The following is a 24,309-nucleotide window of genomic DNA, read 5'->3' as shown; positions in this document are numbered from 1 at the left end:
CGTTATACGAACTCTGGTCTACCAAGACAAGATTAGCAGTACTGCGCGGCGCCAGCAGTTGACGCCGCGCAAACTATCCAAACTTGCCTTATGCACAGGCTAGTTTAGCAAACTGCTTGGGCAATGATTCAATTGTCGCCGAAAAACTGAGCAAGCGCTCGTTTTGTTGTGAATCGCTTACTGCTTGCTGGAACTGGCAATCCCATTGGCCGCCTGCAGCAAGCGGTTTTTCTCGTCCAGCTTGAAGCGTGCATGTGCCATATTGTCTGCCAGCATCTGCGTCATGCCGTCGTCGAGGTGTGCCTTGAGCCAGCTGGACATCTGCTCGGGAGGCACGCTGTTCCAATAGATGGCCGGTGCACGCTTCGCCAGCACATTCGGACGGTCGCCCGGATTGGGCGCGGTCAGGACCTCGATATTCTCGGTGAAGGTTTTCCAGGACAGTTGTGGATTTTCTTCATTGAGGCCGAACACCATGCCCAGACGCAGTACATCTGCCTGCGGCGGGATTTCCGGCGACAGCGCGATGGCCGCAGCGCGTGCCGCCAGCTGCGGATCGCGCACGCGCATCAGCAGCGCGTAGTAGCGGCGCATTTCCGTCTCATTGGCTGCCGCCTTGGCAATGGCGTGCAGTTGTTCGAACGTGGCGGCGTCGGCATTCTGTGCGACGATGGTCAGTATCATTGCCTGGTCATCCGGCGCAATGCTGTTGCGGTCCGCGACGAACGTGGCAAAGCGCTTGCGTGCCTCGGCCACTACCTCCTGGTCGCCCCAGGCGCCCAGACGCGACAGCACGGTGCGGCGCAGGCGCTGCACGCCGGCCGTTTCATCGCTGGCAGCCTGCCAGCCCAGGCGCGTGGCGACCGGTTTGAGCAGCCCGCTCGCATACGCGACAAAGGCAGCGTGGCCGGACGTATTGCGTTCGATACGCTCGATCGTCGACAGCACGTCGATGACCTGGTTCCAGGCGCGTTCATTGAGTTCATTGCCCATTGCGCCAGCCAGCGCCAGATAGCTGGCCAGCGGCTGCGTGCCGTTTTCCACTTGCGCCCACTGGTCATCGAGCAGGGCGATGCGGTCGCCCGCCGGCAGGCTGTGGAACTGCCGCGTATTGGTGGCCAGGGTGGTCGCATCGTAGGTGGTGCGGTAGAAACCGTCGGCGCCGGCGTTGAGCGAAAGCGCTTCGTCGCAGCGGCCGGCGGCCACGGTTTGTCCATCCTCGGTCAGCAGCAGCGATTGCGGCTGGCCGCCGGCGCCGATGCGCAGGCGCAGCGGGATGCTCCAGTGCGGCTGTGCCGTATCGCTGCCTTGCATCAGGAAACGCTGCTGCGACAGCTTGATGGTGCGCGCGCCCGCAGCGTCGCAGCTGGCGTTCACCGAGACGATGGGGAAGCCCGGCTGGTTGATCCAGCTATGCGCCAGCGCGCCGATATCGCTGCCGCTGGCTTTGCTCAGCGCATTCCACAGATCGGCGCTGGTGGCGTTCGAATAGGCGCGGTCCTTCATATAGGCGCGGATGCCGCTGCGGAAGGTGTCCGGGCCGATGTAGGCTTCCAGCATGCGCAGTACCGCCTGGCCCTTGTTATAGATGATCAGGTTATCGGCGCCATTTTCCGGCGCCAGTTCGTCGATGACCGGGTTGTGCACCGGTTTCGAGTCCACGCGCGCATCGACGCCCATCGCCGCTTCCTTGCTGGCGTCTTCCTGCTCGCGCACATGCCAGCCCGGATTGCGCAAGTCGATTTCCTTGGCGGCGAACCACGATGCAAAGCTTTCGTTGAGCCAGATATCGTCCCACCAGCCCATGGTTACCAGGTCGCCAAACCACTGGTGCGCCATTTCATGTGCTTCGATACTGAAGACGGTCTGGCGGTTGTCGATGGTGGAAGACGGCGTGACCAGCAAGGTCTGGTCGTTATACGTGATGGCGCCCCAGTTTTCCATCGCGCCCTGGAAGCCGCCCGGCACGGCGATCAGATCGAGCTTGGGCAGTGGATAGGGATGGTCGAAATAGTCGTTGTAATCGAGCAGAATCTGGCGCGCGTTATTCAGCGCAACGGCGCCGTACTGTTCCTGGCCGCGCACGGCCCAGACGTTGATGTCGGTCGCGCCAGCCTTGGTGCCGATGCTGGCCATGTCGCCGCTGGTCAGTTCGACCAGGTAGGACGGCATCTTGGGTGAGCGCTGGAAGGTGGTGGTGGCGCTGCTGCCATGCACCGTGCGCTGCGCCACCGGCATATTCGAGATCGATACCCACTTGGCCGGCGTGGTGGTGCTCAGCTGGAAGGTCGAGCGGAAGGCTGGTTCATCCCAGCAGGGGAACATGCGGCGCGCATCGGTCGCTTCGAACTGGGTCGACAGCAGCAAGTCCTTGCTGCCGTCGGGTTTCTTGAATGGTTGGGCGAACAGGCCGCGTGGGCCGGTTTCTATCTTCGCGGTGTAGTCCAGCGTCAGCGTGTGCTCACCCGCTGCTGCCGGTTTGCTCAGCGTCACCGTGACTATCTGCCGCTTCGGATCGATCACCGTGCTCTTGACCGGCTTGCCATCGAGGCGCACTTGCTGGAACTGCATGTTGATGGCGTTGAACTTGATGCTGGAGCTGGCTTCGCGGAACAGCAGCTTGACGCTTTCCTTGCCGCGCAAGCTGCGCTTGCTGGCATCGGGCACGATGGCGACCGTGTAGTCGATGGGGACGACGTTTTTCGGCAGGTGCCCTGGTGCGGCGTCAAACGAAAACGGCAGTTGCTGGGGAGCTGGGGCGGCAGCAGCGGCCTGGCATAACAGTGCGGCGGCACTGGCGACGATGGTGCGGTAGATAAGATTCGGGTGCATCTGTTTACTTCCCTGTCTGTGATGTGTTCATGATCGAACGCTATGCCAGCAGCGCTGGCGCCCAAAGAAAAGGCCGCTCAGTGAGCGGCCTTGATTAAGTCATATTACGCGGTTGGCAACTTTGAAAATTGCTCACGCATCTTGTCCAGCGTGGCAGAGAAGTTCGCCACGCGGGCTTTTTCCTGCGCCACCACTTCCGCCGGCGCGCGGGCGACAAAACTTTCATTCGACAGCTTGCCGTTGGCCTTGTTGATCTCGCCTTCAAGGCGGGCCATTTCTTTCGACAGACGCTCGCGTTCAGCGGCCACGTCGATTTCCACTTTCAGCATCAGCTTGGTGGTGCCGACGATGGCAACCGCGGCAGGCGAATCAGGCAATGCATTGACGATCTGCACTTCGGCCAGCTTGCCCAGCGAGGCGATGTACGGTGCAAAGGAAGCCAGCGCTGCTTTTTCTTCGGCGTTGCCTGCTTCGACGGTCAGCGGCACTCTTACCGATGGCGAAATCTGCATTTCGCCGCGCAGGTTGCGGGTGGCGTCCGTCAAGGCTTTCAGCTGCTGCATCCACGCTTCGGCCGACTCATCGATCTTGTCGGTGTTGGCGATAGGGTAGGGCTGCATCATGATGGAATCGCCTTCGGCCTTGAGTGTCTTGCCAGCCAATGGCGCCACCGTTTGCCACAGTGCTTCCGTCACAAACGGAATAATCGGGTGGGCCAGGCGCAGCACCACTTCCAGCACGCGCAGCAGGGTGTGGCGGGTGGCGCGCTGCTGGCCTTCCGTGCCTTGTTGTACTTGTACCTTGGCCACTTCCAGATACCAGTCGCAATATTCATCCCATACGAATTTATAGATGCTGGCGGCGATATTGTCGAAACGGAAGTCTTCGAAGCCCTTGGCCACGTCCAGCTCGGCTTTTTGCAGCAGGGAAATGATCCATTTATCGGCTTGCGACAGGTCCGCCTCGTTCGGCGAGCAGTCTTTCCCTTCCGTATTCATCATGACGAAACGGGTGGCGTTCCACATCTTGTTGCAGAAGTTGCGGTAGCCTTCGCAGCGGCCCAGGTCGAAATTGATGTTGCGGCCCAGCGAAGCGTAGCTGGCCATGGTGAAGCGCACGGCGTCCGTGCCGTAAGCGGAAATGCCGTCCGGGAATTCCTTGCGCGTGGCCTTGGTAATCTTTTCCGCATCGCGTGGATTCATCAGGCCGGTGGTGCGCTTGACGATCAGGTCTTCCAGGCCGATACCGTCGATCAGGTCGATAGGGTCCAGGGTGTTGCCTTTCGACTTGGACATTTTTTGCCCCGTCGAATCGCGCACCAGGCCGTGCACGTACACGGTTTCAAACGGCACCTTGCCCGTGAAGTGCGCCGTCATCATGACCATGCGCGCGACCCAGAAGAAGATGATGTCGAAACCCGTCACCAGCACGGACGAAGGCAAAAAGGCCTTCATGTCCGGCGTTTCTTCCGGCCAGCCCATGGTCGAGAACGGTACCAGTGCGGACGAGAACCAGGTGTCGAGCACGTCGTCGTCGCGTTTCAATGGGCCGGTGCTGCCAGCCGCTTGCGCCTTGGCTTGTGCTTCGGCTTCGGTTTTCGCAACAAAAATATTGCCCTTGTCATCGTACCAGGCAGGAATCTGATGGCCCCACCACAGTTGACGCGAGATGCACCAGTCCTGGATGTTGTTGAGCCATTGGTTATAAGTGGTGCTCCAGTTTTCCGGCACGAACTTGATTTCGCCGCTGGCAACCTTGTCGAGCGCCGTCTCGGCGATCGATTTGCCTGGGAAGAAAGTGCCTTCCGGGGCCGGTTTGCTCATGGCGACAAACCATTGGTCCGTCAGCATCGGTTCAATGACTACGCCAGTGCGGTCGCCGCGCGGCACCATCAGCTTGTGCGGCTTGACTTGTTCCAGCAAACCTTGCGCGTCCAGGTCGGCCACGATCTGCTTGCGGGCCGCGAAGCGGTCCAGGCCGCGATACGCTTGCGGCGCGTCGTCGGTAATTTTGGCGTCCAAGGTCAGGATGACGATTTGCGCCAGCTTGTGGCGTTGGCCCACGGCGTAATCGTTCATATCGTGCGCTGGCGTAATTTTTACGCAGCCCGTGCCGAATTCCTTGTCGACGTATTCGTCGGCGATGATGGGGATTTCGCGGCCCGTCAATGGCAGGGTCAGCATCTTGCCGACCAGCGCCGTGTAGCGCTCATCGGTCGGATCGACGGCTACGGCCACGTCGCCCAGCATGGTTTCAGGACGGGTGGTCGCCACCGTCAGGAAACCGCTGCCGTCGGCCAGCGGGTACTTGATGTACCACATCGAGCCGTCTTCTTCTTCGGACACCACTTCCAGGTCGGACACGGCCGTGCCCAGCACCGGGTCCCAGTTGACCAGGCGCTTGCCGCGGTAGATCAGGCCTTGTTCGAACAGGCGCACGAAGACGTCGGTCACGACTTTCGAGCGTGGCTCGTCCATCGTGAAGTATTCGCGCTTCCAGTCAGCCGAAGCGCCCAGGCGGCGCATCTGGCCAGTGATGATGGAACCCGATTTTTCTTTCCATTCCCACACTTTTTCCACGAATTTCTCACGGCCCAGGTCATGGCGCGAAATCTTTTGCGCGTCCAGCTGGCGTTGCACGACGATTTGCGTGGCGATGCCCGCGTGGTCGGTGCCCGGGATCCAGGCCGTGTTGTGGCCCAGCATGCGGTGGTAGCGCGTCAAGCCATCCATGATGGTCTGGTTGAAGGCGTGGCCCATATGCAAGGTGCCGGTGACGTTCGGCGGCGGCAACTGGATGCTGAAGGAAGGTTTTCCGGCATCGAGGGTGGCGGTGTAGTAACCGCGCTGTTCCCACTCGGTGCGCCAGAATTGTTCAATGTCGGCGGGCTCGAAAGACTTGGCTAATTCCATGATTTGGCGTGTGTTTGGCAAAAGGAACCATTATAGATGACACGGCAAGCCCTGCGCCGTGGATGACCCTGTTTTTCAGTCTTTTGGCGGCTTGGCGGCCCATCGGATGGCAACAGAACGGGGGGTAATCGGTTCCCGGTGTTATCATAACGGCCTAGCTACTGCCTCCCAGCTTTGCTGGACAGTGCCAGCGGCGCATGGTCAGATTGACTATCTGCCCGCATCATTCGTGCCGGCCGCAGCAGCGGTCCCGGCCATTTCAGCTGCCCTTTGGGCGCCTGAGCCACGCGCACCGCCAGCGGTGCACCATTCACGGCGGACACCCGCGCGCGATTGTTTTTATTTGCCGCGCCGCCACAGCTTAGCCAGGATATCTGGCCCGTCGTCTTTCGATACGGCAATCCGCATGGCGGTTTCTTCAGCGCGCCTGTGGCTGCGCCATGGCCGCCAGCTTTCCTGGTTTCGCTTGCATTAAGGAAACTACCATGAAGAAAATTGCGCTCTCGCTCAGTGTTGCTCTCGCCACCGCCCATGCCCAGGTTGTCCACGCTGCATCGTCGGTCGACGTATATGGCTTGATGGATGCAGCGCTGGTGCAGGAAAACGGTGGTATTGGCAAGATCAGCAAGCTCACCAGTGGCGTATCGGCCGGATCGCGCCTGGGCTTGCGTGGTACGGAAGACATCGGCAATGGCTTGCAAGCCGTATTCACCCTGGAAGCAGGTTTGCTGACGGACACGGGCGGTTCCGACCAGGCCGGCCAATTGTTTGGCCGCCAGGCCTTTGTCGGTCTGAAAAGCCCGTTGGGCATGCTGACGGTGGGCCGCCAGTACAATCTGCAAAGCCAGGCGCTGACGGATGTGGCCGACCCATTCGAGGGCGGCATGGCAGGCGCCTCGACCAATATCGCCGGTTATTCAGCTACCCGTATCGACAATACCGTGCGCTACACCTCGCCGGAATGGCGCGGCTTGACGGCGATCGCCATGTTTGGCGCGGGCGAACATTCGGGCCTGGCTGCCGACCAGCGCTCGCTGGGCCTCTCGCTCGGTTACGTGAACGGTCCCTTGACCTTGCGCCTGGCGCGTCAGAGCCGGGGCGGCGAACCGGGCAAGGCGAATGTCAATAACACCATTTTGGCTGGCAATTACAACTTTGGTCTGGCCACGGCCTTTGCCGGTTACGGTAGCAACACGGGCGAGGGCAGTTCCATGTTCTTTGCCGAAAATCCCTATGGCGCGCCAGTCGCGCCCACGGTATCGACCGATAGCCGCGACGCCCTTGTCGGGGTGGCAGTGCCGCTGGGCGCCACCACCTTGCTGGCTTCCTTCATTCACAAGGATGACCGCAATGCCGCCAACCGCGATGCGCAGCAACTTGCCATAGGCGCGACCTATGCCTTGTCGAAACGCAGCAAGATCTACCTCGCGTATGCACATATCCGCAACCGCAACGGCGCCGCCTATATGGTGGGTAACGCCACCGAAGTGGGCAGCGGCAACCGCGCCTTGAATATAGGCTTGCGTCACACGTTTTAAATTGAATGCCCAACTGTCCGTTCGCTGCCGAACGGACAGTTGGGCAGCAGAGGAATATAGTAGCCACGCCTTGCAGCTGGCGTGTTACCCTGCATCGTGTGGCGGCTCTCGTTCCGACGCCTTTCACCTCATCCCCTAGCTGACGACTGGAAACCAGGAAGCCTGACCATGTCGAGTCCGCATGCTTTGAAACACAATCCGAATCAAAACCATTTGCTCGCCGCCATGCTCGACGAGGATTTTGCGCGCCTGGCGCCGCATCTGGAGCAAGTGCCCATGCTGCTGGGCGACGTGATCTATGACTCGGGCGACAAGCTGCACCATGTGTATTTTCCCACCACGGCCATCGTCTCGCTGCATTATTTACTGGAAAACGGCGGTTCGTCTGAAATCGCCGGCGTGGGCAATGAAGGCGTGGTCGGCGTGTCGCTGTTCATGGGCGGCGATTCCACGCCCAGCCGCGCCGTGGTGCAGACGGGCGGCATCGGTTTTCGCCTGAAAGCGCATGTGCTGATGGATGAATTCAACCGCTCCGGCCCTGTCATGCGCCTCTTGCTGCGCTATACGCAAGCCCTGATCACGCAAATGTCGCAAACGGCCGTGTGCAACCGTCATCACTCGGTGGAGCAGCAACTGTGCCGCTGGCTCTTGCTGACCATGGACCGCTTGCCGAACCGCGAACTGACCATGACGCAGGAATTGATCGCCAATATGCTGGGCGTGCGCCGCGAAGGCGTGACGGAGGCGGCGGGCCGCTTGCAGGTGCGCGGTTTCATCAGTTACCGGCGCGGCCATATCACCGTGCAGGACCGGGCCGGGCTGGAAGGCCATGTCTGCGAATGTTATGGCGTGGTCAAGAAGGAATTTGCCCGCTTGCTGTCGGATGTGCGGCGCCGCCAGAACACTTGAGCGCCTTGCTCTTTTAACCGTTGTCACCGCTTGGGTTCTACATGCACACAGCTGAAAAAAATCCTGCCAACATACCCTCGCGCTGGCCCATGGCGCTGGCCTTCACCTTCAGCGCCATCGTGCTGCTGGCCGTGGGTCTGCTGGCCTGGCATGACTCGGGCCAGACGGCGATCGTGATCGATGCGCTGGTCTTGCTCTTGCTGCTGCTGTTGATCGCGCTGTACCGGCGCACGGTCGCGGCAGGCTTGCCGCGCCAGGTATTGAAGGCGGGCGCCTTGCAGGATGCGATTTTTAACAGCGCCAATTTTTCCTGCATCGCCACCGATGCGCAGGGCGTGATCCAGATATTCAACGTCGGCGCCGAACGCATGCTGGGCTATCAGGCCAGTGAGTTGGTCGACAAGCTGACGCCGGCCAGTATTTCCGACGCCCAGGAAATCATCGCGCGCGCGCAGGCGCTGAGCCTTGAACTCGATACGCCGATCACGCCGGGCGTGGAAGCGCTGGTATTCAAGGCCAAGCGCGGCATCGAAGATATCTATGAGCTGACCTACATCCGCAAGGATGGCAGCCGCTTTCCCGCCATGCTATCCGTGACGGCCTTGCGCGATGCGCAAAGCAAGGTGATCGGCTATCTGCTGATCGGCACCGACAATACGGCCCGCAAGCAGGACGAGGCGGAACAGGCATTGCTGGACCAGCGCCTGCAAGAGCAGCAACAGTACACGCGTTCGCTGGTCGAATCGAACAATGCGGAACTGGAAAAGGCCCGCCAGGTGGCGGAAAAGGCCAACCGCGCCAAGTCCGAATTTTTGTCCAGCATGAGCCATGAATTGCGCACGCCGCTGAACGCCGTGCTGGGCTTTGCACAGCTGATGGCATCCGATGTGCCGCCGCCGACCGTGCCGCAGCAGCGCTCCCTGGACCAGATACTCAAGGGCGGCTGGTATCTGCTGCGCCTGATTAATGAAATTCTCGACCTGGCCATGATCGAGTCGGGCAAGGTCACCATGTCGGAAGAGGCGATGTCGCTGCTCGACGTGCTGCAGGATTGCCAGGCGATGATCGCGCCGCAGGCGGAAAAGCGCGGCATCAATATGTATTTCCCCCGCTGCGGCAAGGCTTTTTATGTGCATGCCGACCGCACGCGGGTCAAGCAGGTGATGATCAATCTGCTGTCGAATGCGATCAAGTACAACCAGGGCGGCGGCAGCGTGCGCGTCGAATGCCGCCAGCGCGGCAACCGCGTGCGCGCCAGCGTGACCGATAGCGGCGCTGGCCTCAGCACTGAACAGATGGCGCAGCTGTTCCAGCCCTTCAACCGCCTGGGCCAGGAAAGCGGGACGGAAGAGGGCACGGGCATCGGCCTGGTCGTCACGCGTCAATTGGTCGAATTGATGGGCGGCGAGATCGGCGTCGACAGCACGGTCGGTGTGGGCACTACTTTCTGGGTCGAGTTCAAGGCCTCGAGTGCGCCCGAGCTGGTGCTGGGCCAGGGCGAAGTACTGCCCGTGGTACAGGAAGACCAGGAAACCCAGCGCACCTTGCTGTACGTGGAAGACAATCCGGCCAACCTGGCGCTGGTCGAGCAATTGATCGCGCGCCGCAGCGACTTGAAACTGCTGACGGCCATCGATGCGCACCTGGGCATGGATTTGGCGCGCACCTATCAGCCAGACATCATCCTGATGGATATCAACTTGCCTGGCCTGAGCGGTTTTGGCGCCTTGCGCCTGCTGCACGACGATCCGTTGACCAGCCATATTCCCGTCATGGCGCTGTCGGCCAACGCAGTGCCGCGCGACATAGAAAAAGGCCTGGAAGCGGGTTTCTTCCGCTATCTGACCAAACCGATCAAAGTGGCAGAGTTCATGGATGCGCTGGACGTAGCCCTGCACCACGCGGCCGCCCACGGCCTGGCCGACGACATTCACGCACTACGCTGATTCAGCATTTTTTAGGAACACACCATGTTGCAAGCTACCGAGATTTTGAACGCCAGCATCCTCGTCGTCGATGACCAGGAAGCCAATGTCATGCTGCTCGAGCAGATGCTGCGCAATGCCGGCTATAGCCGCATCAGTTCCACCATGGACCCGCAAGCCGTGCGCGCGCTGCACCAGGAACACCGCTACGACTTGATCCTGCTCGATTTGCAGATGCCTGAAATGGACGGCTTCGAAGTGATGGAAGGCTTGCGCGACATCGAGGCGGGCAGTTATCTGCCGGTGCTGGTGATCACCGCCCAGCCGGGCCACAAGCTGCGCGCGCTGCAGGCGGGCGCCAAGGATTTCGTCAGCAAGCCCTTCGACCTGGTGGAAGTGAAAACGCGCATCCACAATATGCTGGAAGTGCGGCTGCTGTACCAGAAACTCAATGACTACAGCAAGTCGCTGGAACTGATGGTCGATGAGCGCACGGCGGAATTGCGCGCCAGCGAAGCGCGCTTCCAGCGCTTCACGGAATTGTCGTCGGACTGGTACTGGGAGCAGGATGCACACGGTAATCTGACGCGCTTTTCCGGTCCCGTGGCCGAGATGCTGGGCATCGGCAGCGCCGAGGAACCGCAGCGCTGGAATGCCGATGAGCGGGCTATGCTCGACGCCAAGATCGCCGCGCGCGAACCGTTTCTCGACTTTATCTATAGCCGCAGCAACCCTGACGGCAGCATGCAGTACCTGCAAGTCAGTGGCGAACCGATGTTTGACAATGGCAGCCGCTTTATCGGCTACCGCGGCATCGGGCTTGATGTGAGCGAGCGCCTGCGTTTGCGGCACGCCTGATGTAGACTGTGCCTTGTGTGTATTCATTAACAAGGAGTGATCATGGCTGAAAAATCGCCTCCCAAATACTGGTTCCCCGCCAAGAGCTACGGCATGGGCTGGGGCTTGCCCATCGCCTGGCAGGGCTGGCTGGTGTTCCTCGCTGCGCTGCTGCTGTTCGCCTGCGGCGCCTTTCTGTTTCCGCCACAGGAATCACTGGTGGCTTACATCGTGTACGAAGTGGCCGTCTTTGCCCTGTTGATCGGTATCTGCGCGCGCAAGGGTGAACCGACGCGCTGGCAATGGGGCAAGAAGAAATAGCCCTCACTTTGTTTGAAAGACGCTGTAGTTAAAGCGTATAATTGCTCCGCTGCCGCAAGGCGGCAAACGCTAGGGGTCCTGCCTTGACTGTGGAAACACGGTGAAGCGCGGGTGAGAAATACCCTCCGAACCTGATCTGGATAATGCCAGCGAAGGGAAGCTTTAGGATGCTGCACACCCGCCTGATTGTTTGTTTGATTCATTCATTGAGCGCGCGCTGGGTACATCCGAACCTCCTTAGCTGGCTCCAGGCTTTAAACAGTCTAGCCAAGGAGCCAAAATGAACGCCAATCCGAAATTCCTTTCCGCCACCGCCACGGTGGACCAAGCCGCCATCGCGCCGCTACCGAATTCACGCAAGATCTATGTCGAAGGCAGCCGCCCCGACATCCGCGTGCCCATGCGCGAAATCAGCCAGTCCGATACGGAAGCCTCGTTCGGCGGCGAGAAAAACCCGCCGATCTACGTCTACGATACCTCCGGCCCGTACACTGACCCTGATGTACAGATCGATATCCGCTCGGGCCTGGACACACCGCGCCTGCCGTGGATATTAGAACGGGGCGACACGGAAGAATTGCCCGGTCCGACCTCGGAATACGGTATCGCGCGCCTGGCCGACCCCAAGCTGGCCGAGCTGCGTTTCAATCTGCACCGCAAGCCGCGCCGCGCCATCGCCGGCAAGAATGTCACGCAGATGCACTATGCGCGCCAAGGCATCATCACGCCGGAAATGGAATTCGTCGCCATCCGCGAAAACATGCGCCGCCAGGAGTATCTGCGCGAGCTGCGCGCCTCTGGCGCCATGGGCGAACGCCTGGCCGAGCTGATGGGCCGCCAGCATGCTGGCCAGTCTTTTGGCGCCAGCATCCCGGCCGAGATCACGCCCGAATTCGTGCGCGAGGAAATCGCCCGCGGCCGCGCCATCATCCCCGCCAATATCAACCACTCTGAAGTCGAACCGATGATCATCGGCCGCAATTTCCTCGTCAAGATCAACGCCAATATCGGCAATTCGGCCGTCACCTCCTCGATCGGCGAAGAGGTGGAAAAAATGACCTGGGCCATACGCTGGGGCGGCGATAATGTGATGGACCTGTCGACCGGCAAGCATATCCACGAGACGCGTGAATGGATCATCCGTAACAGCCCCGTACCGATCGGCACCGTCCCGATTTACCAGGCGCTGGAAAAGGTCAACGGCAAGGCCGAAGACCTGACCTGGGAGATTTTCCGCGACACCCTGATCGAGCAGGCAGAGCAGGGCGTCGATTATTTCACCATCCACGCGGGCGTGCTGCTGCGCTATGTGCCGATGACAGCCAAGCGCCTGACCGGCATCGTCTCGCGCGGCGGCTCCATCATGGCCAAGTGGTGTTTGGCGCACCACCAGGAATCGTTTTTGTACACGCACTTCGAAGAGATTTGCGAAATCATGAAGGCGTATGACGTATCGTTTTCGCTGGGCGATGGCTTGCGCCCCGGTTCCATCTACGACGCCAACGATGAAGCGCAACTGGGAGAGTTGAAAACCCTGGGCGAGCTGACGCAGATCGCCTGGAAACACGACGTGCAAGTGATGATCGAAGGCCCGGGCCACGTACCGATGCAGCTGATCAAGGAGAATATGGACTTGCAGCTGGAGCAGTGCGGCGAAGCGCCGTTCTACACCCTGGGACCATTGACCACCGATATCGCGCCCGGCTATGACCATATTACTTCGGGCATCGGCGCGGCCATGATAGGCTGGTATGGCACGGCCATGCTGTGCTACGTGACGCCGAAGGAGCACCTGGGCTTGCCGAACAAGGCCGACGTCAAGGACGGCATCATCACCTATAAGATCGCTGCGCATGCGGCCGACCTGGCGAAAGGCCATCCGGGCGCGCAGATCCGCGACAACGCCTTGTCCAAGGCGCGCTTTGAATTCCGCTGGGACGACCAGTTCAATATCGGCCTGGACCCGGACAAGGCGCGCGAATTCCACGACGAAACCCTGCCCAAGGATTCTGCCAAGGTGGCGCATTTCTGCTCCATGTGCGGCCCGCATTTCTGTTCGATGAAGATCACGCAGGAAGTGCGCGAGTACGCGGCCGGCATCGGCATCTCGGACGATGCGGCGCTGAAAAAAGGCATGGAAGTGAAAGCCATCGAATTCGTCAAGAACGGCGCCGAGCTGTATCGCAAGGTCTGAATCAGGAGGCACTGCAATGATAGAGATCGTCTTGAACGGCGCACCGCATCAGGTGCCGCCGGGACTAACCCTGGACCAGTTGATCGCCACCTTGTCGCTGGAAAACCAGGCGCTGGCGCTGGCCGTCAACCGCAGCGTCGTGCCGCGCAAAGTGTGGCCTGACAGAGTCCTGGAAACCCGGGATCAAGTGGAAATCGTACGCGCCATCGGTGGCGGCTGAAAGAATAAGGAAGAACACATGAATACGGAAACACAGAACGACCTGCTGACCATCGCAGGCAAGCAGTATCAATCGCGTTTGCTGGTGGGTAGCGGCAAATACCGGGACTTGCCGCAGACGCGCGAGGCCACCGATGCGGCCGAAGCGGAAATCATCACCGTGGCGATACGCCGCGTGAATATCGGCCAGGACCCGCACGCACCCAGCCTGCTCGACTTCGTGCCGCCCGACCGCTACACGATCTTGCCCAATACGGCCGGCTGCTACACGGCCAAGGACGCCGTCTACACCTTGCAGTTGGCGCGCGAGCTGCTGGGTGGGCGCAATCTGGTCAAGCTCGAAGTGCTGGGCGATGAAAAGACCCTGTTCCCGCATATGCCGGAAACCCTGGTCGCGGCCGAAGCGCTGGTCAAGGATGGTTTTGACGTGATGGTGTACTGCAGCGATGACCCTATCCAGGCGAAAATCCTGGAAGACATCGGCTGCGTGGCCGTGATGCCGCTGGCCTCCCTGATCGGCTCGGGCATGGGTATTCTGAATCCGTGGAATCTGTCGCTGATCATCGAGCAGGCCAGGGTGCCGGTGCTGGTCGACGCGGGCGTGGGTACGGCGTCGGACGCGGCGATTGCCATGGAACTCGGTTGCGATGGCGTGCTGATGAACACTGCCATTGCCGGTGCGCGCGATCCCGTGCGCATGGCCCGCGCCATGAAGCTGGCCGTGCGGGCAGGGCGCGAGGCGTTTTTGGCGGGACGGATGCCGAAGAAATTTGCGGCCTCGCCGTCGTCGCCGATGGCGGGCCGCCTGGCGTGATGGCCGCTAGCCGCAAGACGGTACTGGTGTTTGCCGGCGTCGACCCTTCGGGCGGCGCCGGCATCGCCGCCGATATCCTCGCCATCGCGGCGCAGGGCGCACATGCGCTGCCGGTGATCACAGCCCTGACCGTGCAGGACAACGACCGTGTGTATGGCGTCGAACCGGTGGCGCCCGAGTTGTTGCGGCGCCAGGCGCAGGTCTTGATAGACAAAATGGTCATCCACGCCGTGAAGATCGGCATTCCCGGCAGCGCGGCCAATGCGCGCGTGGTCGCCGAACTGATCGCCCAATTGCGCCAGCGCCAGCCGGGCTTGGCCGTGGTGCTGGACCCGGTGCTGGCCAGCGGCCATGGAGACGTGCTCAGCCGCGATGATGCGGTGCAGGCACTCTCTCCCTTGCTGCCCATCACTACCGTGTTAGTACCGAATGGACCGGAAGCCTTGAGCCTCAGCGGGCAGCTTGCGGTGGCGGACCAGGCCGCTTTTTTACAGGCGCAAGGCTGTCAGCATGTGCTGGTGACGGGCGGGCATGGCGAGGGCGAGGTGGTCGTCAACCGCTGGTTTGAAGGAGGCGCCATGTGCCGCGCCTGGGCCTGGCCCAGGCTGCCAGGCGAATTTCATGGCAGCGGCTGCACCCTGGCCGCCGCCATCGCGGCGCGGCTGGCGCAGGGGCAGGCTATGGACGATGCACTCGATGGCGCGCAAAGCTATTGCCATGCTGCTTTGGCTGGTGCTTATGCCGTGGCGGCGGGGCAGGCCATGCCGCAGCGGCTCAACTATCTACAGGAGAAATAATGCGTGGACTGTATCTGGTCACCCCCAATTGGGATGACACTGAAAAATTGCTGGAGGTGAGCGAACAAGCCTTGCGTACCGGCGTGGCGCTGCTGCAGTACCGCCACAAGAACGCTGATGCGGGGCAGCGGCGCGAGCAGGCGGGCGCCTTGCTGGCGCTGGCGCGCAAGTACCGGGTACCCTTTATCATCAATGATTTCGTCGAGCTATGTGAAGAGCTCGATGCAGATGGCGTGCACGTGGGCGGCACCGACGCTTCGGTGGCGCAGGTGCGGGCGCAGCTGGGCGCTGGCAAGATCGTGGGCGCCTCGTGTTATGGCGACCTGGCGCTGGCCCATGCGGCGCAAAAGGGTCGCGCCAGTTATGTGGCCTTTGGCGGCTTTTACCCGTCGCTGGTGAAAAAATATGCGGTCACGACCGATCCCGATATCGTCTTGCAAGCCAGGCGCGAGATCGCCTTGCCATGCGTGGTGATCGGCGGCATGACGCCGATCAATGCGGCCCCGCTGACTGCGCGCGGCGCCGATATGGTGGCGGCCATCAGCAGCGTGTACCAGGCGGACGATCCTATTGTTGCAGTGGGGCAATTCAATCGCTTGTTTAGCGCTTGAAATCACCGCGTGACCATTGCTGCGGAGCGGCGGTTTTTGCAGATAATCGGCATATAATAAGGACATCATTCATTACCGAGGTTTCTTTACCCATGAGTCAGCCAGCCGCCGCGAAACGCCTTATCCTGATCGTTGACGATGACCAGCTCCTGTTGGAATTCCTTGGCGAAGTCCTGCGTCATGCCGGTTATGAAACGGCGCTGGCCAATTCGGCCGAAGTGGCGCTGCAATTGATCGCCCAGCGCGAGCCTGACCTGGCCCTGCTCGACATCCATATGCCCGGCATGTCCGGCCTGGAACTGGCCAAGCGCCTGCATGGCGAAACGGCCGTACCCTTCATGTTCCTGTCCGGTAGCGGCGACAGCGAATCGGGCAAGCAGGCGGCCGCTTACGGCGCCGTCGGTTATGTGGTGAAACCGGTCGATGAAGGCCGCTTGATGCCGGCGTTTGAAGCGGGTCTGGCGCGCGCGGACGATATCCGCCAGCTGCGCCGCACGGAATTGAACCTGAATGCGGCGCTGGCAGCTGGCCGCGAAACCAGCCTGGCGGTGGGCCTCTTGATGGGCAAGTTCCAGACCGACCGCAACACGGCGTTCGAAGTGCTGCGCGACCATGCCCGTTCCAGCCGCCGCAAGATCAATGAGATTGCCAACCAGCTGCTGCTGGCCGAGGAAACCCTGAACGGCTTGCATGGCGCTTTTTTGAACCGCGCCAAGACCAAGTAAGTCTGCTGCATGGGCGCCTGCCATGCGTGCCCGTTTGCTATCATGCGGGGATGTGGCGTGTTTTAGTTAAGTTCAAGCGCCCGATCCCATCACCGACAGGACAGACATGAAAACCAAAGCAGCAGTGGCATGGAAGGCGGGCGCGCCTTTGACGATCGAGGAAGTGGACCTGGCCGGTCCGCGCGAAGGCGAAGTACTGGTGGAAATCAAGGCCACCGGCATTTGCCATACCGATTACTACACACTCTCGGGCGCCGACCCGGAAGGTATCTTCCCCGCCATCCTGGGCCATGAAGGCGCCGGCGTGGTGGTTGACGTGGGCCCTGGCGTGAAAAGCCTGAAAAAAGATGATCACGTCATCCCGCTGTACACGCCCGAATGCCGCCAGTGCAAATTCTGCCTGTCGCAAAAGACCAATCTGTGCCAGTCGATCCGCTCCACGCAAGGCCGTGGTTTGATGCCGGATGCGACTTCGCGGTTTTCCATCGACGGCAAGCCCATTTTCCATTACATGGGCACCTCGACGTTTTCCAACTACATCGTGGTGCCGGAAATCGCGCTGGCGAAGATACGCTCCGACGCACCGTTCGACAAGGTTTGCTACATCGGTTGCGGCGTGACCACCGGCGTGGGCGCCGTGCTGTTTACGGCCAAGGTGGAAGCGGGCGCCAATGTGGTGGTGTTCGGCCTGGGCGGCATCGGCTTGAACGTGATCCAGGCTGCCAAGATGGTGGGCGCCGATAAAATCATCGGCGTCGACATCAACCCGGCGCGCCAGGAAATCGCCCGCAAGTTCGGCATGACGCATTTCGTCAACGCCAATGAAGTGGAAAACGTGGTCGACACGATTATCCAGCTGACCGATGGCGGTGCCGACTACAGCTTCGAGTGCATCGGCAATACCACCACCATGCGCCAGTCGCTCGAGTGCTGCCACAAGGGCTGGGGCCAGTCCATTATTATCGGCGTGGCGGCGGCCGGCCAGGAAATCTCGACCCGCCCATTCCAGCTGGTGACGGGACGCGTGTGGAAGGGTTCGGCTTTCGGCGGCGCGCGCGGCCGCACGGACGTGCCGAAGATCGTCGACTGGTATATGGAAGGCAAACTCAATATCGATGACCTGATCACGCACCGCTTGAAACTCGATGATATCAACCAGGGCTTTGATTTGATGAAGAGCGGTGAATCGATACGCTCCGTCGTACTGTATTAAGACTGTATCAAGCTACGCCGTACCACGGCGTTTTTGCGGAGACCTCGGGTCTCCGTTTTTTTATCTGCTTGCTATCCGTCGCGCCAGCATGCAGTTCAGTCCTTTGTTTTGACGCTTCGTCGCGTGGCGCTCGATGTGCATGTTTGCTTGCGTTATCTTGTCCATGCCGTACCACGGCACTTTCCGCGGAGGGCTCCCACCTCCGCTTTTTTTTGCCTGGACGATTTGCCATCCATCGCATGAACATGCCGTCCAGCCATCCGTTTTGACCTTCCATCGCGCACTGCTGGAGATGCATGCCATCCAGCGCTACAGTCCAGGCTCTATCACTTTTTAACGAGGCAGCCATGAGCACTCCCCACCGTTTGATCCTCAGCCTGGCCGGCATCCTTATCAGCGGCAGCGTGCTGGCCGTGCAGCCGCCGGAGCCACCCCAGCCTGCTGTCGCGCCTGCAGCGGCCAGTACACGGGTCAACTATTCCACGAACACAGGCGGTGAGGGCTATGCACTGGTCGATGGCGGCAAAGACAGCATCACCATGGTGGGTAGCAATCTTGATGGCGAGCAGGTCAAACGTTTGAAAAGCTCGGTCAAGGGATCGTTCCTGTGGTTCCGCGATCAGGGCAAGGCATATCTGCTGCAAGATCCTGCCCTGTTGGCCAGGATTGATGCGGCTTGGCAGCCTACGCAGGAACTCGGCAAACAAATGAGCAGTCTGGGCAAGCAAATGGGGGCTCAGGGCAAGAGCATGGGCGCTTTGGGCAAGCAGATGAGTGCACAGGGCCGCAATCAATCGGCCGCAGCGCGCACCGAGAGCGAGCAGATGAATGCACTGGGCCGCCAGCAAGGGGACGTGGGGCGTCAACTGGGGCAGGCCTCACGCCGCCAGGCGCTGGCCAGCAGCGATAGCGAGCGTGCAGCGGCCGACCGCGAGGTGGAGAAATTGCAGGCAAAGATGGAAAGCCTGCAAGACCAGATGGAGCAGCACGGCGACCGCCTTGCCGCGATCCATGACCGCGATGCTGCCTCGATGCAAGCCTTGTCGCAGCAAATGAAGGAAAACGGCAAACCCATGGATGCGTTGGGCAAGCAGATGCAGACGCTGGGCAAGCAGCAAGAGCAAGCGTCGAAGGCAGCTGACAAGGCGACCCGCGCCATTATCGAAGAAGCTTTGCGCAGTGGCAAAGCCAGGCCTGTCTGATATCCTGGCTTGCCTGACGCATATGTCTAGGGGACACGGTGTTTTTGATCTGGCTGCTAATATCTTCAAGCAACTGTAATCGATAGATGTTTCACCAGCCAATCACACCGTATTACCTGGACTTGCCATGCTTAACATATTAAAAAGTGTTTTTGCCGAAAAGAAAGCGGCGCCGCCGAAAGACACTGCTGCCGATGACCGTATTCTTTTGAATGCCTATTGTTCCAACGGCGATCCGCCGACTATGACTTTCCCGCACGACTTGCTGGGCGACCGCGATCATGGCGATCCCGAACTCGGCAAGCACCTCGACGGTTTTATGGGCTATGTGCAAAGCCGTGGCGATGGCGCGATGACCCGCACGCGCTACCACCTGTTGCGCCACATACAAAAAGTGCGGCGCCATGTCAGCGTGGTAGTGCCGGCCGAACACCTGGCCGCTTTCCATGCCTGGGCGCTAGAGGCGAATGCCATCCTGTTCCTGCAAAATGGCAATATCCACGATCCGGCCGGCTTGCTGTTGCAGGCGTCCGATGGTGCGCAGGAAGATCCGGCGGCGCAAATACCTTATCCCCAGGAAGCGTTTGAGCGCAAAGCCCGCACGGACCGCTTGCTGGCGGAACGGGCTATCCATGTGCCGTCCAGCCTGCCACCGGTGATAGCCGTGCCGGAAGTGAGCTTGCGTAGTCCGCAAGAGGTCGCCGCGCGCGTGCTGGCGTTGTTTGCCGTGGCCTTGCGCGCCGAATTCCTGTCCGAGCATAAAGACTTGTCGCTTGACGAAATCGGCACGCGCTTGCCGCTGGCGCTGGCCGCCGCCACGCCGCGCGAGCTGGCCTTCCTGCAGGAGGCAACGCCGGCAGCGCAAGACCTGGCCCAGTTCGGCTGGCGCTACGAAGGCGTCAATCTGCTGGCCTGGGCGATTGGCTTGATCGACAAGCTGCCATTTCCGGATGCAATCTGCGACGTCGGTCACCTGGCCAGCCTGGTGCTCGATGCCGATGCTGAAGAATTGATCAGTCGCGCGGTATTGCGCCCGGCGGCCGAATTGATCGATGCCCTGGACCTGCATTACCGCTTGCATTGGGCCGTCAGGCAAGCCGATATCGATGGCAAGAATGCACCGGACGGCGTGATTCCTGGCGTGGTGCTGGAACGGCATCATGCGCTGAACTGGCTGGCCCGCTTTGAAAATGCGGACTGGGACGACGTCGATACCCCGACCTGATCGCCAAGGGTAAGCGCCTCAGCACCTCAGCACCTCAGCACCTAAGCGGCGCCGCGCTGGTGTCATTACGCTATGCTGGGGGCATGAGCAGTCAAGATGGGAGTGCCCAGCATGATGTCCCCGACCACGATAGCAGCGCAGCCCGCTTCCCTTTGCACGGTCGCTGCGCGCCCCTGGGTGCTGGCCGCCACGATACTCGCGTCGAGCATGGTGTTTATCGATGGCACGGTGGTGAATGTGGCCTTGCCGGCGTTGCAGCAAGAATTCAAGGCCAGCGCCAGTAACGTGCAATGGGTGGTGGAATCGTATGCATTGTTCCTGGCGGCATTGTTGCTGGTGGGCGGCACGGCTGGCGACCGTTATGGCCGGCGCCGCGTGTTTGGCCTGGGCGTGATGGTGTTTGCCGCTGCATCGGTCTGCTGTGGGCTGAGCGGCAGCGTGGGCCAACTGGTCGTTGCCCGCGCCGTGCAAGGCATCGGTGGCGCTTTGCTGGTGCCGGGCAGCCTGGCCTTGATCAGCGCTTCGTTTCCGGAAAACCAGCGCGGCAAGGCGATCGGCACCTGGTCTGGCTATACGGCCATCACGGCGGCTATCGGGCCGGTGCTGGGCGGTTTCCTGATCGAACATTTTTCCTGGCGCTGGGCTTTCCTGATCAATATCCCGCTGGTCTTGCTGATCTTGCCGCTGACCTGGCGTTATGTGCCGGAAAGCAGTGATCCGAACGCGCCTGCCCGCCTCGACTGGACGGGTGCGGCCTTGGCCAGCGCCGGGCTGGCCAGCCTGGTGTACGGCTTGATCGCTTCGTCGAACCAGGGCTGGGGTGATGCTGGCGTACTGGCGGCGTTGGGTGCTGCACTGGTGCTGCTGGCCGCTTTTGTCATGGTCGAACTACGCCATCCGGCGCCCATGTTGCCGATGCGCTTGTTCCGTTCGCGTGATTTCAGCGGCGCCAATCTGCTGACCTTGCTGCTATATGCGGCGCTCGGTGGCGGCCTGTATTTCTTTCCTCTTAATTTGATCCAGGTACAAGGCTATTCGGCGCTGGCGGCGGGCGCCGCCTTGCTGCCCTTTGTCTTGCTGATGTTTTTCCTGTCGCGCTGGAGCGGCGGACTGGTCGACCGTTACGGCGCCAAGTTGCCGCTGGTACTGGGCCCGGCGATTGCGGCGCTCGGGTTTGCCTTATTCGCGCTGCCCGGTATAGACGGCAGTTACTGGACCACCTATTTTCCGGCGGTATTGATACTGGGCCTGGGCATGTCGGTCGCCGTGGCGCCGCTGACGACGACGGTGATGAATGCGCTGGACGCCAGCCTGGCCGGCGTTGCTTCCGGTATTAACAATGCCGTGTCGCGCGTGGCGGCCTTGCTGGCGATCGCCGTGTTCGGCATTGTCATGGCGCTGGTGTTCAATGGCGTATTGGACAGCCACCTGAGCACGGTAGTAGCAAAGCCGGCCGTGATCGAACAGGTGCGGGCGCAGCGGGCACGGATGGCGGCCATTGAATTGCCGGCACACACCAGTGCCGAGGACGCGGCCGCACTGAAACATGTTATTGATCTATCGTATGTGGCCGGTTTTCGCTGGGTGATGTGGCTATCGGCCGGGCTGGCGCTGGCCAGCGCCCTGTGCGCCTGGCACTTGATCGGCAATAAAGACGCGGGCAGGAAAAAATCCTGAGCGGCGTGCCGGTATAATCACGGCATGCAAAATCTTCTTCACAACCTGAACCCTGAACAATTGGCCGCCGTCACCTTGCCGGCGCAACATGCTTTGATCCTGGCAGGCGCCGGCTCGGGCAAGACCCGCGTGCTGACCACCCGCATCGCTTGGCTGATCCAGACCCAGCAAGTGTCGCCGCCCGGTATCCTGGCCGTGACTTTTACGAATAAAGCGGCCAAGGAAATGCTGACGCGCTTGTCGGCCATGTTGCCGATCAATACGCGCGGCATGTGGATCGGTACTTTCCACGGCCTGTGCAACCGCTTGCTGCGCACGCATTACCGCGATGCAGCGTTACCGCAAACCTTCCAGATTCTCGATTCGCAGGATCAGTTATCGGTGATCAAGCGCTTGCTGAAGGCGAACAATATCGATGATGAAAAATTCCCGCCGAAGACGGTGATGTATTTCATCAACAATGCCAAGGACCAGGGCTTGCGTGCCAGCGACGTGGAAGCGTATGACGCACACGAACGCAAGATGGTGGAGCTGTATCAACTCTACGATGACCAGTGCCAGCGTGAAGGCGTAGTCGATTTTGCGGAATTGCTGTTGCGCACCTATGAATTGCTGAGCCGCAACCAGCCGCTGCGTGAACACTATCAGGCGCGTTTCCGGCACATCCTGGTCGACGAGTTCCAGGATACCAATAATCTGCAATATAACTGGCTCAAATTGCTGGCTGGCCATGGCAGCCGCGATGGCGGCGCGCTATTTGCCGTCGGCGACGATGACCAGAGTATCTATGCTTTCCGTGGCGCCAACGTTGGAAATATGAGCGCCTTCGAGCATGAGTTCCAGGTGCAGAACTTGATCAAGCTCGAGCAGAACTACCGCTCGCATGGTCACATCCTCGATAGTGCCAACTTGCTGATCGCTAATAATAGCAAGCGCCTGGGCAAGAATCTGCGCACGGATGCGGGCCATGGCGAGCAGGTGCGCGTGTATGAAGCCAGTTCCGATTTGCAGGAAGCGCAGTGGATCATTGAAGAATCGAAAAGCCTGATCGCCGATGGCGCCTCGCGCAGTGAAATCGCTATTTTGTACCGCTCGAATGCGCAATCGCGCGTGATTGAACATGCGCTGTTTTCGGCCGGCATGCCGTATCACGTGTATGGCGGCCTGCGTTATTTCCAGCGCGCCGAGGTCAAGCACGCAATTGCTTACTTGCAATTGATGGATAACCCGCACAATGATTCGGCTTTCTTGCGTGTAGTGAACTTCCCCACGCGCGGCATCGGTGCGCGCTCGATCGAGCAATTGCAGGCGGCCTCCGAACAGTATGGCATTTCGCTGTACGCTTCCGTACCGTATGTATCGGGCAAGGCAGGCAGTTCGCTGGCTGGTTTCGTCAAGCTGATCGAAGGCGTGCGTTTTGAAACGCAGCAATTGTCCCTGCCGGAAATGGTGCGCGTGGTGCTCGAAGCGAGTACCTTGCTGCAGCATTATCAGAATGAAAAAGAAGGCGCCGACCGCATCGAAAACCTGGAGCAAATGGTCAGTGCTGCCAGCCAGTTTATCTCCGAAGAAGGTTTTGGCCAGGGCGCACCAGCCCATCTGGGACCGGCCGCGCAGGCGCAATCGGGTGCACCCGTGCTCAACCAGGATGGTATCGAAATTCTGGACGCCGATGCGCCATTGCCAGCCGTGATGTCGCCGCTGTCCGCCTTTTTGTCGCACGCTTCGCTGGAGGCGGGTGACAACCAGGCCCAGGCGGGCCAGGATGCCTTGCAAATGATGACGGTACACTCGGCAAAGGGCCTGGAATTCGACAACGTGTTCATCACGGGCCTGGAAGAGGGATTATTTCCGCACGAAAGCAGTTCCAAGGAAGATGGCGGCGTGGAGGAAGAGCGCCGTTTGATGTACGTGGCCATTACGCGCGCGCGCAAGCGTTTATACATGAGCTTCTCGCAAACGCGCATGCTGCACGGCCAGACCCGCTACAACATGAAATCGCGTTTCTTCGATGAATTGCCGGAAGAATCGTTGAAGTGGCTGTCGCCGAAAGTGCAGGCCAACTGGTTCGGCAACCGCAAATCGGCCTGGGATGAAGTCCCGCGCACGGTGGGCAGCCTGGGCACGGACAATGCGATTGCGCAAAAGATCGTGCAAAAATCAGCCGGTCCGGGCTGGCGCATCGGTGAATCGGTGGCCCACGCCAAGTTCGGCGAAGGCGTGATCGTCAATATCGAAGGCGGCGGTGGCAATGCCCGCGCCCAGATCAACTTCGGCCAGCACGGCATGAAGGTGCTGGACCTAGGCATTGCCAAGCTGGAAAAGCTGGGAAGATAGTATTCACGGCCATAAAAAAGG

Annotated in this window: 18 protein-coding genes and 1 riboswitch; of the genes, 16 read left to right on the top strand and 2 right to left on the bottom strand. The window is 60.4% G+C overall.

The features are described from left to right. Window positions 1–177: 177 nt before the first annotated feature. Both HDE75_RS21145 and HDE75_RS21140 read right to left on the bottom strand, forming a co-directional pair. Complete coding sequence (locus HDE75_RS21145; RefSeq protein WP_183680177.1) at window positions 178–2,832, bottom strand: M1 family metallopeptidase; 2,655 nt, start codon at window positions 2,830–2,832, stop codon at window positions 178–180. Window positions 2,833–2,936: 104 nt separating this feature from the next. Next, the gene (locus HDE75_RS21140) at window positions 2,937–5,744 is read right to left on the bottom strand and encodes a valine--tRNA ligase (RefSeq protein WP_183680175.1); all 2,808 of its coding nucleotides are present in this window, start codon (window positions 5,742–5,744) and stop codon (window positions 2,937–2,939) included. Between the two features lie 485 nt (window positions 5,745–6,229). Here HDE75_RS21140 and HDE75_RS21135 point away from each other — a divergent pair, with 485 nt between their 5' ends. From HDE75_RS21135 to HDE75_RS21060, 16 genes are all read left to right on the top strand, one after another. Beyond that, window positions 6,230–7,282: a porin gene (locus HDE75_RS21135; RefSeq protein WP_183680173.1), complete on the top strand. Its 1,053-nt coding sequence runs from the start codon at window positions 6,230–6,232 to the stop codon at window positions 7,280–7,282. 168 nt (window positions 7,283–7,450) lie between these two features. Beyond that, on the top strand, window positions 7,451–8,191 hold the full coding sequence (locus HDE75_RS21130) for a Crp/Fnr family transcriptional regulator (RefSeq protein ID WP_183680171.1): 741 nt from the start codon (window positions 7,451–7,453) through the stop codon (window positions 8,189–8,191). Window positions 8,192–8,232: 41 nt separating this feature from the next. Next, window positions 8,233–10,137: a hybrid sensor histidine kinase/response regulator gene (locus HDE75_RS21125; RefSeq protein ID WP_260174239.1), complete on the top strand. Its 1,905-nt coding sequence runs from the start codon at window positions 8,233–8,235 to the stop codon at window positions 10,135–10,137. A 24-nt stretch (window positions 10,138–10,161) separates the two neighbouring features. Beyond that, window positions 10,162–10,974, top strand: coding sequence for a response regulator (locus tag HDE75_RS21120; RefSeq protein WP_183680169.1), 813 nt, complete (start codon window positions 10,162–10,164; stop codon window positions 10,972–10,974). Between the two features lie 42 nt (window positions 10,975–11,016). Then, a complete protein-coding gene (locus tag HDE75_RS21115) occupies window positions 11,017–11,274 on the top strand; it encodes a hypothetical protein (RefSeq protein ID WP_183680167.1) in 258 nt (85 codons plus the stop codon). Between the two features lie 61 nt (window positions 11,275–11,335). Continuing rightward, window positions 11,336–11,449: riboswitch (TPP riboswitch) on the top strand. A gap of 105 nt (window positions 11,450–11,554) precedes the next feature. Next, window positions 11,555–13,468 (top strand): phosphomethylpyrimidine synthase ThiC, encoded by a 1,914-nt coding sequence (gene thiC / locus HDE75_RS21110; RefSeq protein WP_183680165.1) that lies wholly within the window; start codon window positions 11,555–11,557, stop codon window positions 13,466–13,468. 16 nt (window positions 13,469–13,484) lie between these two features. Beyond that, window positions 13,485–13,688 (top strand): sulfur carrier protein ThiS, encoded by a 204-nt coding sequence (gene thiS, locus HDE75_RS21105; RefSeq protein WP_183680163.1) that lies wholly within the window; start codon window positions 13,485–13,487, stop codon window positions 13,686–13,688. Between the two features lie 18 nt (window positions 13,689–13,706). Further along, on the top strand, window positions 13,707–14,501 hold the full coding sequence (locus HDE75_RS21100) for a thiazole synthase (protein ID WP_183680161.1): 795 nt from the start codon (window positions 13,707–13,709) through the stop codon (window positions 14,499–14,501). Further along, on the top strand, window positions 14,501–15,298 hold the full coding sequence (locus tag HDE75_RS21095) for a hydroxymethylpyrimidine/phosphomethylpyrimidine kinase (RefSeq protein WP_183680383.1): 798 nt from the start codon (window positions 14,501–14,503) through the stop codon (window positions 15,296–15,298). The genes HDE75_RS21100 and HDE75_RS21095 overlap by 1 nt, the downstream gene beginning before the upstream one ends. Further along, window positions 15,298–15,909, top strand: a complete 612-nt coding sequence (gene thiE / locus HDE75_RS21090) for a thiamine phosphate synthase (protein WP_183680159.1) — start codon at window positions 15,298–15,300, stop codon at window positions 15,907–15,909. Before HDE75_RS21095 ends, thiE begins: the two co-directional genes overlap by 1 nt. 92 nt (window positions 15,910–16,001) lie before the next feature. After that, window positions 16,002–16,634 carry an ANTAR domain-containing response regulator gene (locus tag HDE75_RS21085; RefSeq protein ID WP_183680157.1) on the top strand — a complete coding sequence of 211 codons (633 nt, stop codon included), beginning with the start codon at window positions 16,002–16,004 and terminating at the stop codon, window positions 16,632–16,634. A gap of 106 nt (window positions 16,635–16,740) precedes the next feature. After that, a complete protein-coding gene (locus HDE75_RS21080; RefSeq protein ID WP_183680155.1) occupies window positions 16,741–17,847 on the top strand; it encodes an S-(hydroxymethyl)glutathione dehydrogenase/class III alcohol dehydrogenase in 1,107 nt (368 codons plus the stop codon). Between the two features lie 347 nt (window positions 17,848–18,194). After that, window positions 18,195–19,049, top strand: coding sequence for a hypothetical protein (locus HDE75_RS21075; RefSeq protein WP_183680153.1), 855 nt, complete (start codon window positions 18,195–18,197; stop codon window positions 19,047–19,049). Window positions 19,050–19,176: 127 nt separating this feature from the next. Beyond that, window positions 19,177–20,274 (top strand): DUF4272 domain-containing protein, encoded by a 1,098-nt coding sequence (locus HDE75_RS21070; protein WP_183680151.1) that lies wholly within the window; start codon window positions 19,177–19,179, stop codon window positions 20,272–20,274. 111 nt (window positions 20,275–20,385) lie between these two features. After that, complete coding sequence (locus tag HDE75_RS21065) at window positions 20,386–21,951, top strand: MFS transporter (RefSeq protein WP_260174240.1); 1,566 nt, start codon at window positions 20,386–20,388, stop codon at window positions 21,949–21,951. A gap of 24 nt (window positions 21,952–21,975) precedes the next feature. Then, complete coding sequence (locus HDE75_RS21060) at window positions 21,976–24,288, top strand: UvrD-helicase domain-containing protein (protein WP_183680146.1); 2,313 nt, start codon at window positions 21,976–21,978, stop codon at window positions 24,286–24,288. The last annotated feature ends 21 nt before the right edge of the window (window positions 24,289–24,309 follow it).

It is taken from the genome of Janthinobacterium silvisoli (assembly GCF_014200725.1).
Lineage (GTDB): Bacteria > Pseudomonadota > Gammaproteobacteria > Burkholderiales > Burkholderiaceae_D > Janthinobacterium.
Note: the sequence above shows the minus strand (reverse complement) of the source record. Positions and strands in the feature narration are given on the sequence as shown.

Coding starts and splice junctions, on each gene's coding strand:
- HDE75_RS21085 (WP_183680157.1), top strand. CDS start 16,002: ATGAGTCAGCCAGCCGCCGCGAAACGCCTTATCCTGATCGTTGACGAT.
- HDE75_RS21125 (WP_260174239.1), top strand. CDS start 8,233: ATGCACACAGCTGAAAAAAATCCTGCCAACATACCCTCGCGCTGGCCC.
- HDE75_RS21140 (WP_183680175.1), bottom strand. CDS start 5,744: ATGGAATTAGCCAAGTCTTTCGAGCCCGCCGACATTGAACAATTCTGG.
- HDE75_RS21080 (WP_183680155.1), top strand. CDS start 16,741: ATGAAAACCAAAGCAGCAGTGGCATGGAAGGCGGGCGCGCCTTTGACG.
- thiE (WP_183680159.1), top strand. CDS start 15,298: ATGCGTGGACTGTATCTGGTCACCCCCAATTGGGATGACACTGAAAAA.
- HDE75_RS21135 (WP_183680173.1), top strand. CDS start 6,230: ATGAAGAAAATTGCGCTCTCGCTCAGTGTTGCTCTCGCCACCGCCCAT.
- HDE75_RS21070 (WP_183680151.1), top strand. CDS start 19,177: ATGCTTAACATATTAAAAAGTGTTTTTGCCGAAAAGAAAGCGGCGCCG.
- thiC (WP_183680165.1), top strand. CDS start 11,555: ATGAACGCCAATCCGAAATTCCTTTCCGCCACCGCCACGGTGGACCAA.
- HDE75_RS21065 (WP_260174240.1), top strand. CDS start 20,386: ATGATGTCCCCGACCACGATAGCAGCGCAGCCCGCTTCCCTTTGCACG.
- HDE75_RS21095 (WP_183680383.1), top strand. CDS start 14,501: ATGGCCGCTAGCCGCAAGACGGTACTGGTGTTTGCCGGCGTCGACCCT.
- HDE75_RS21120 (WP_183680169.1), top strand. CDS start 10,162: ATGTTGCAAGCTACCGAGATTTTGAACGCCAGCATCCTCGTCGTCGAT.
- HDE75_RS21075 (WP_183680153.1), top strand. CDS start 18,195: ATGAGCACTCCCCACCGTTTGATCCTCAGCCTGGCCGGCATCCTTATC.
- HDE75_RS21145 (WP_183680177.1), bottom strand. CDS start 2,832: ATGCACCCGAATCTTATCTACCGCACCATCGTCGCCAGTGCCGCCGCA.
- HDE75_RS21115 (WP_183680167.1), top strand. CDS start 11,017: ATGGCTGAAAAATCGCCTCCCAAATACTGGTTCCCCGCCAAGAGCTAC.
- HDE75_RS21100 (WP_183680161.1), top strand. CDS start 13,707: ATGAATACGGAAACACAGAACGACCTGCTGACCATCGCAGGCAAGCAG.
- thiS (WP_183680163.1), top strand. CDS start 13,485: ATGATAGAGATCGTCTTGAACGGCGCACCGCATCAGGTGCCGCCGGGA.
- HDE75_RS21130 (WP_183680171.1), top strand. CDS start 7,451: ATGTCGAGTCCGCATGCTTTGAAACACAATCCGAATCAAAACCATTTG.
- HDE75_RS21060 (WP_183680146.1), top strand. CDS start 21,976: ATGCAAAATCTTCTTCACAACCTGAACCCTGAACAATTGGCCGCCGTC.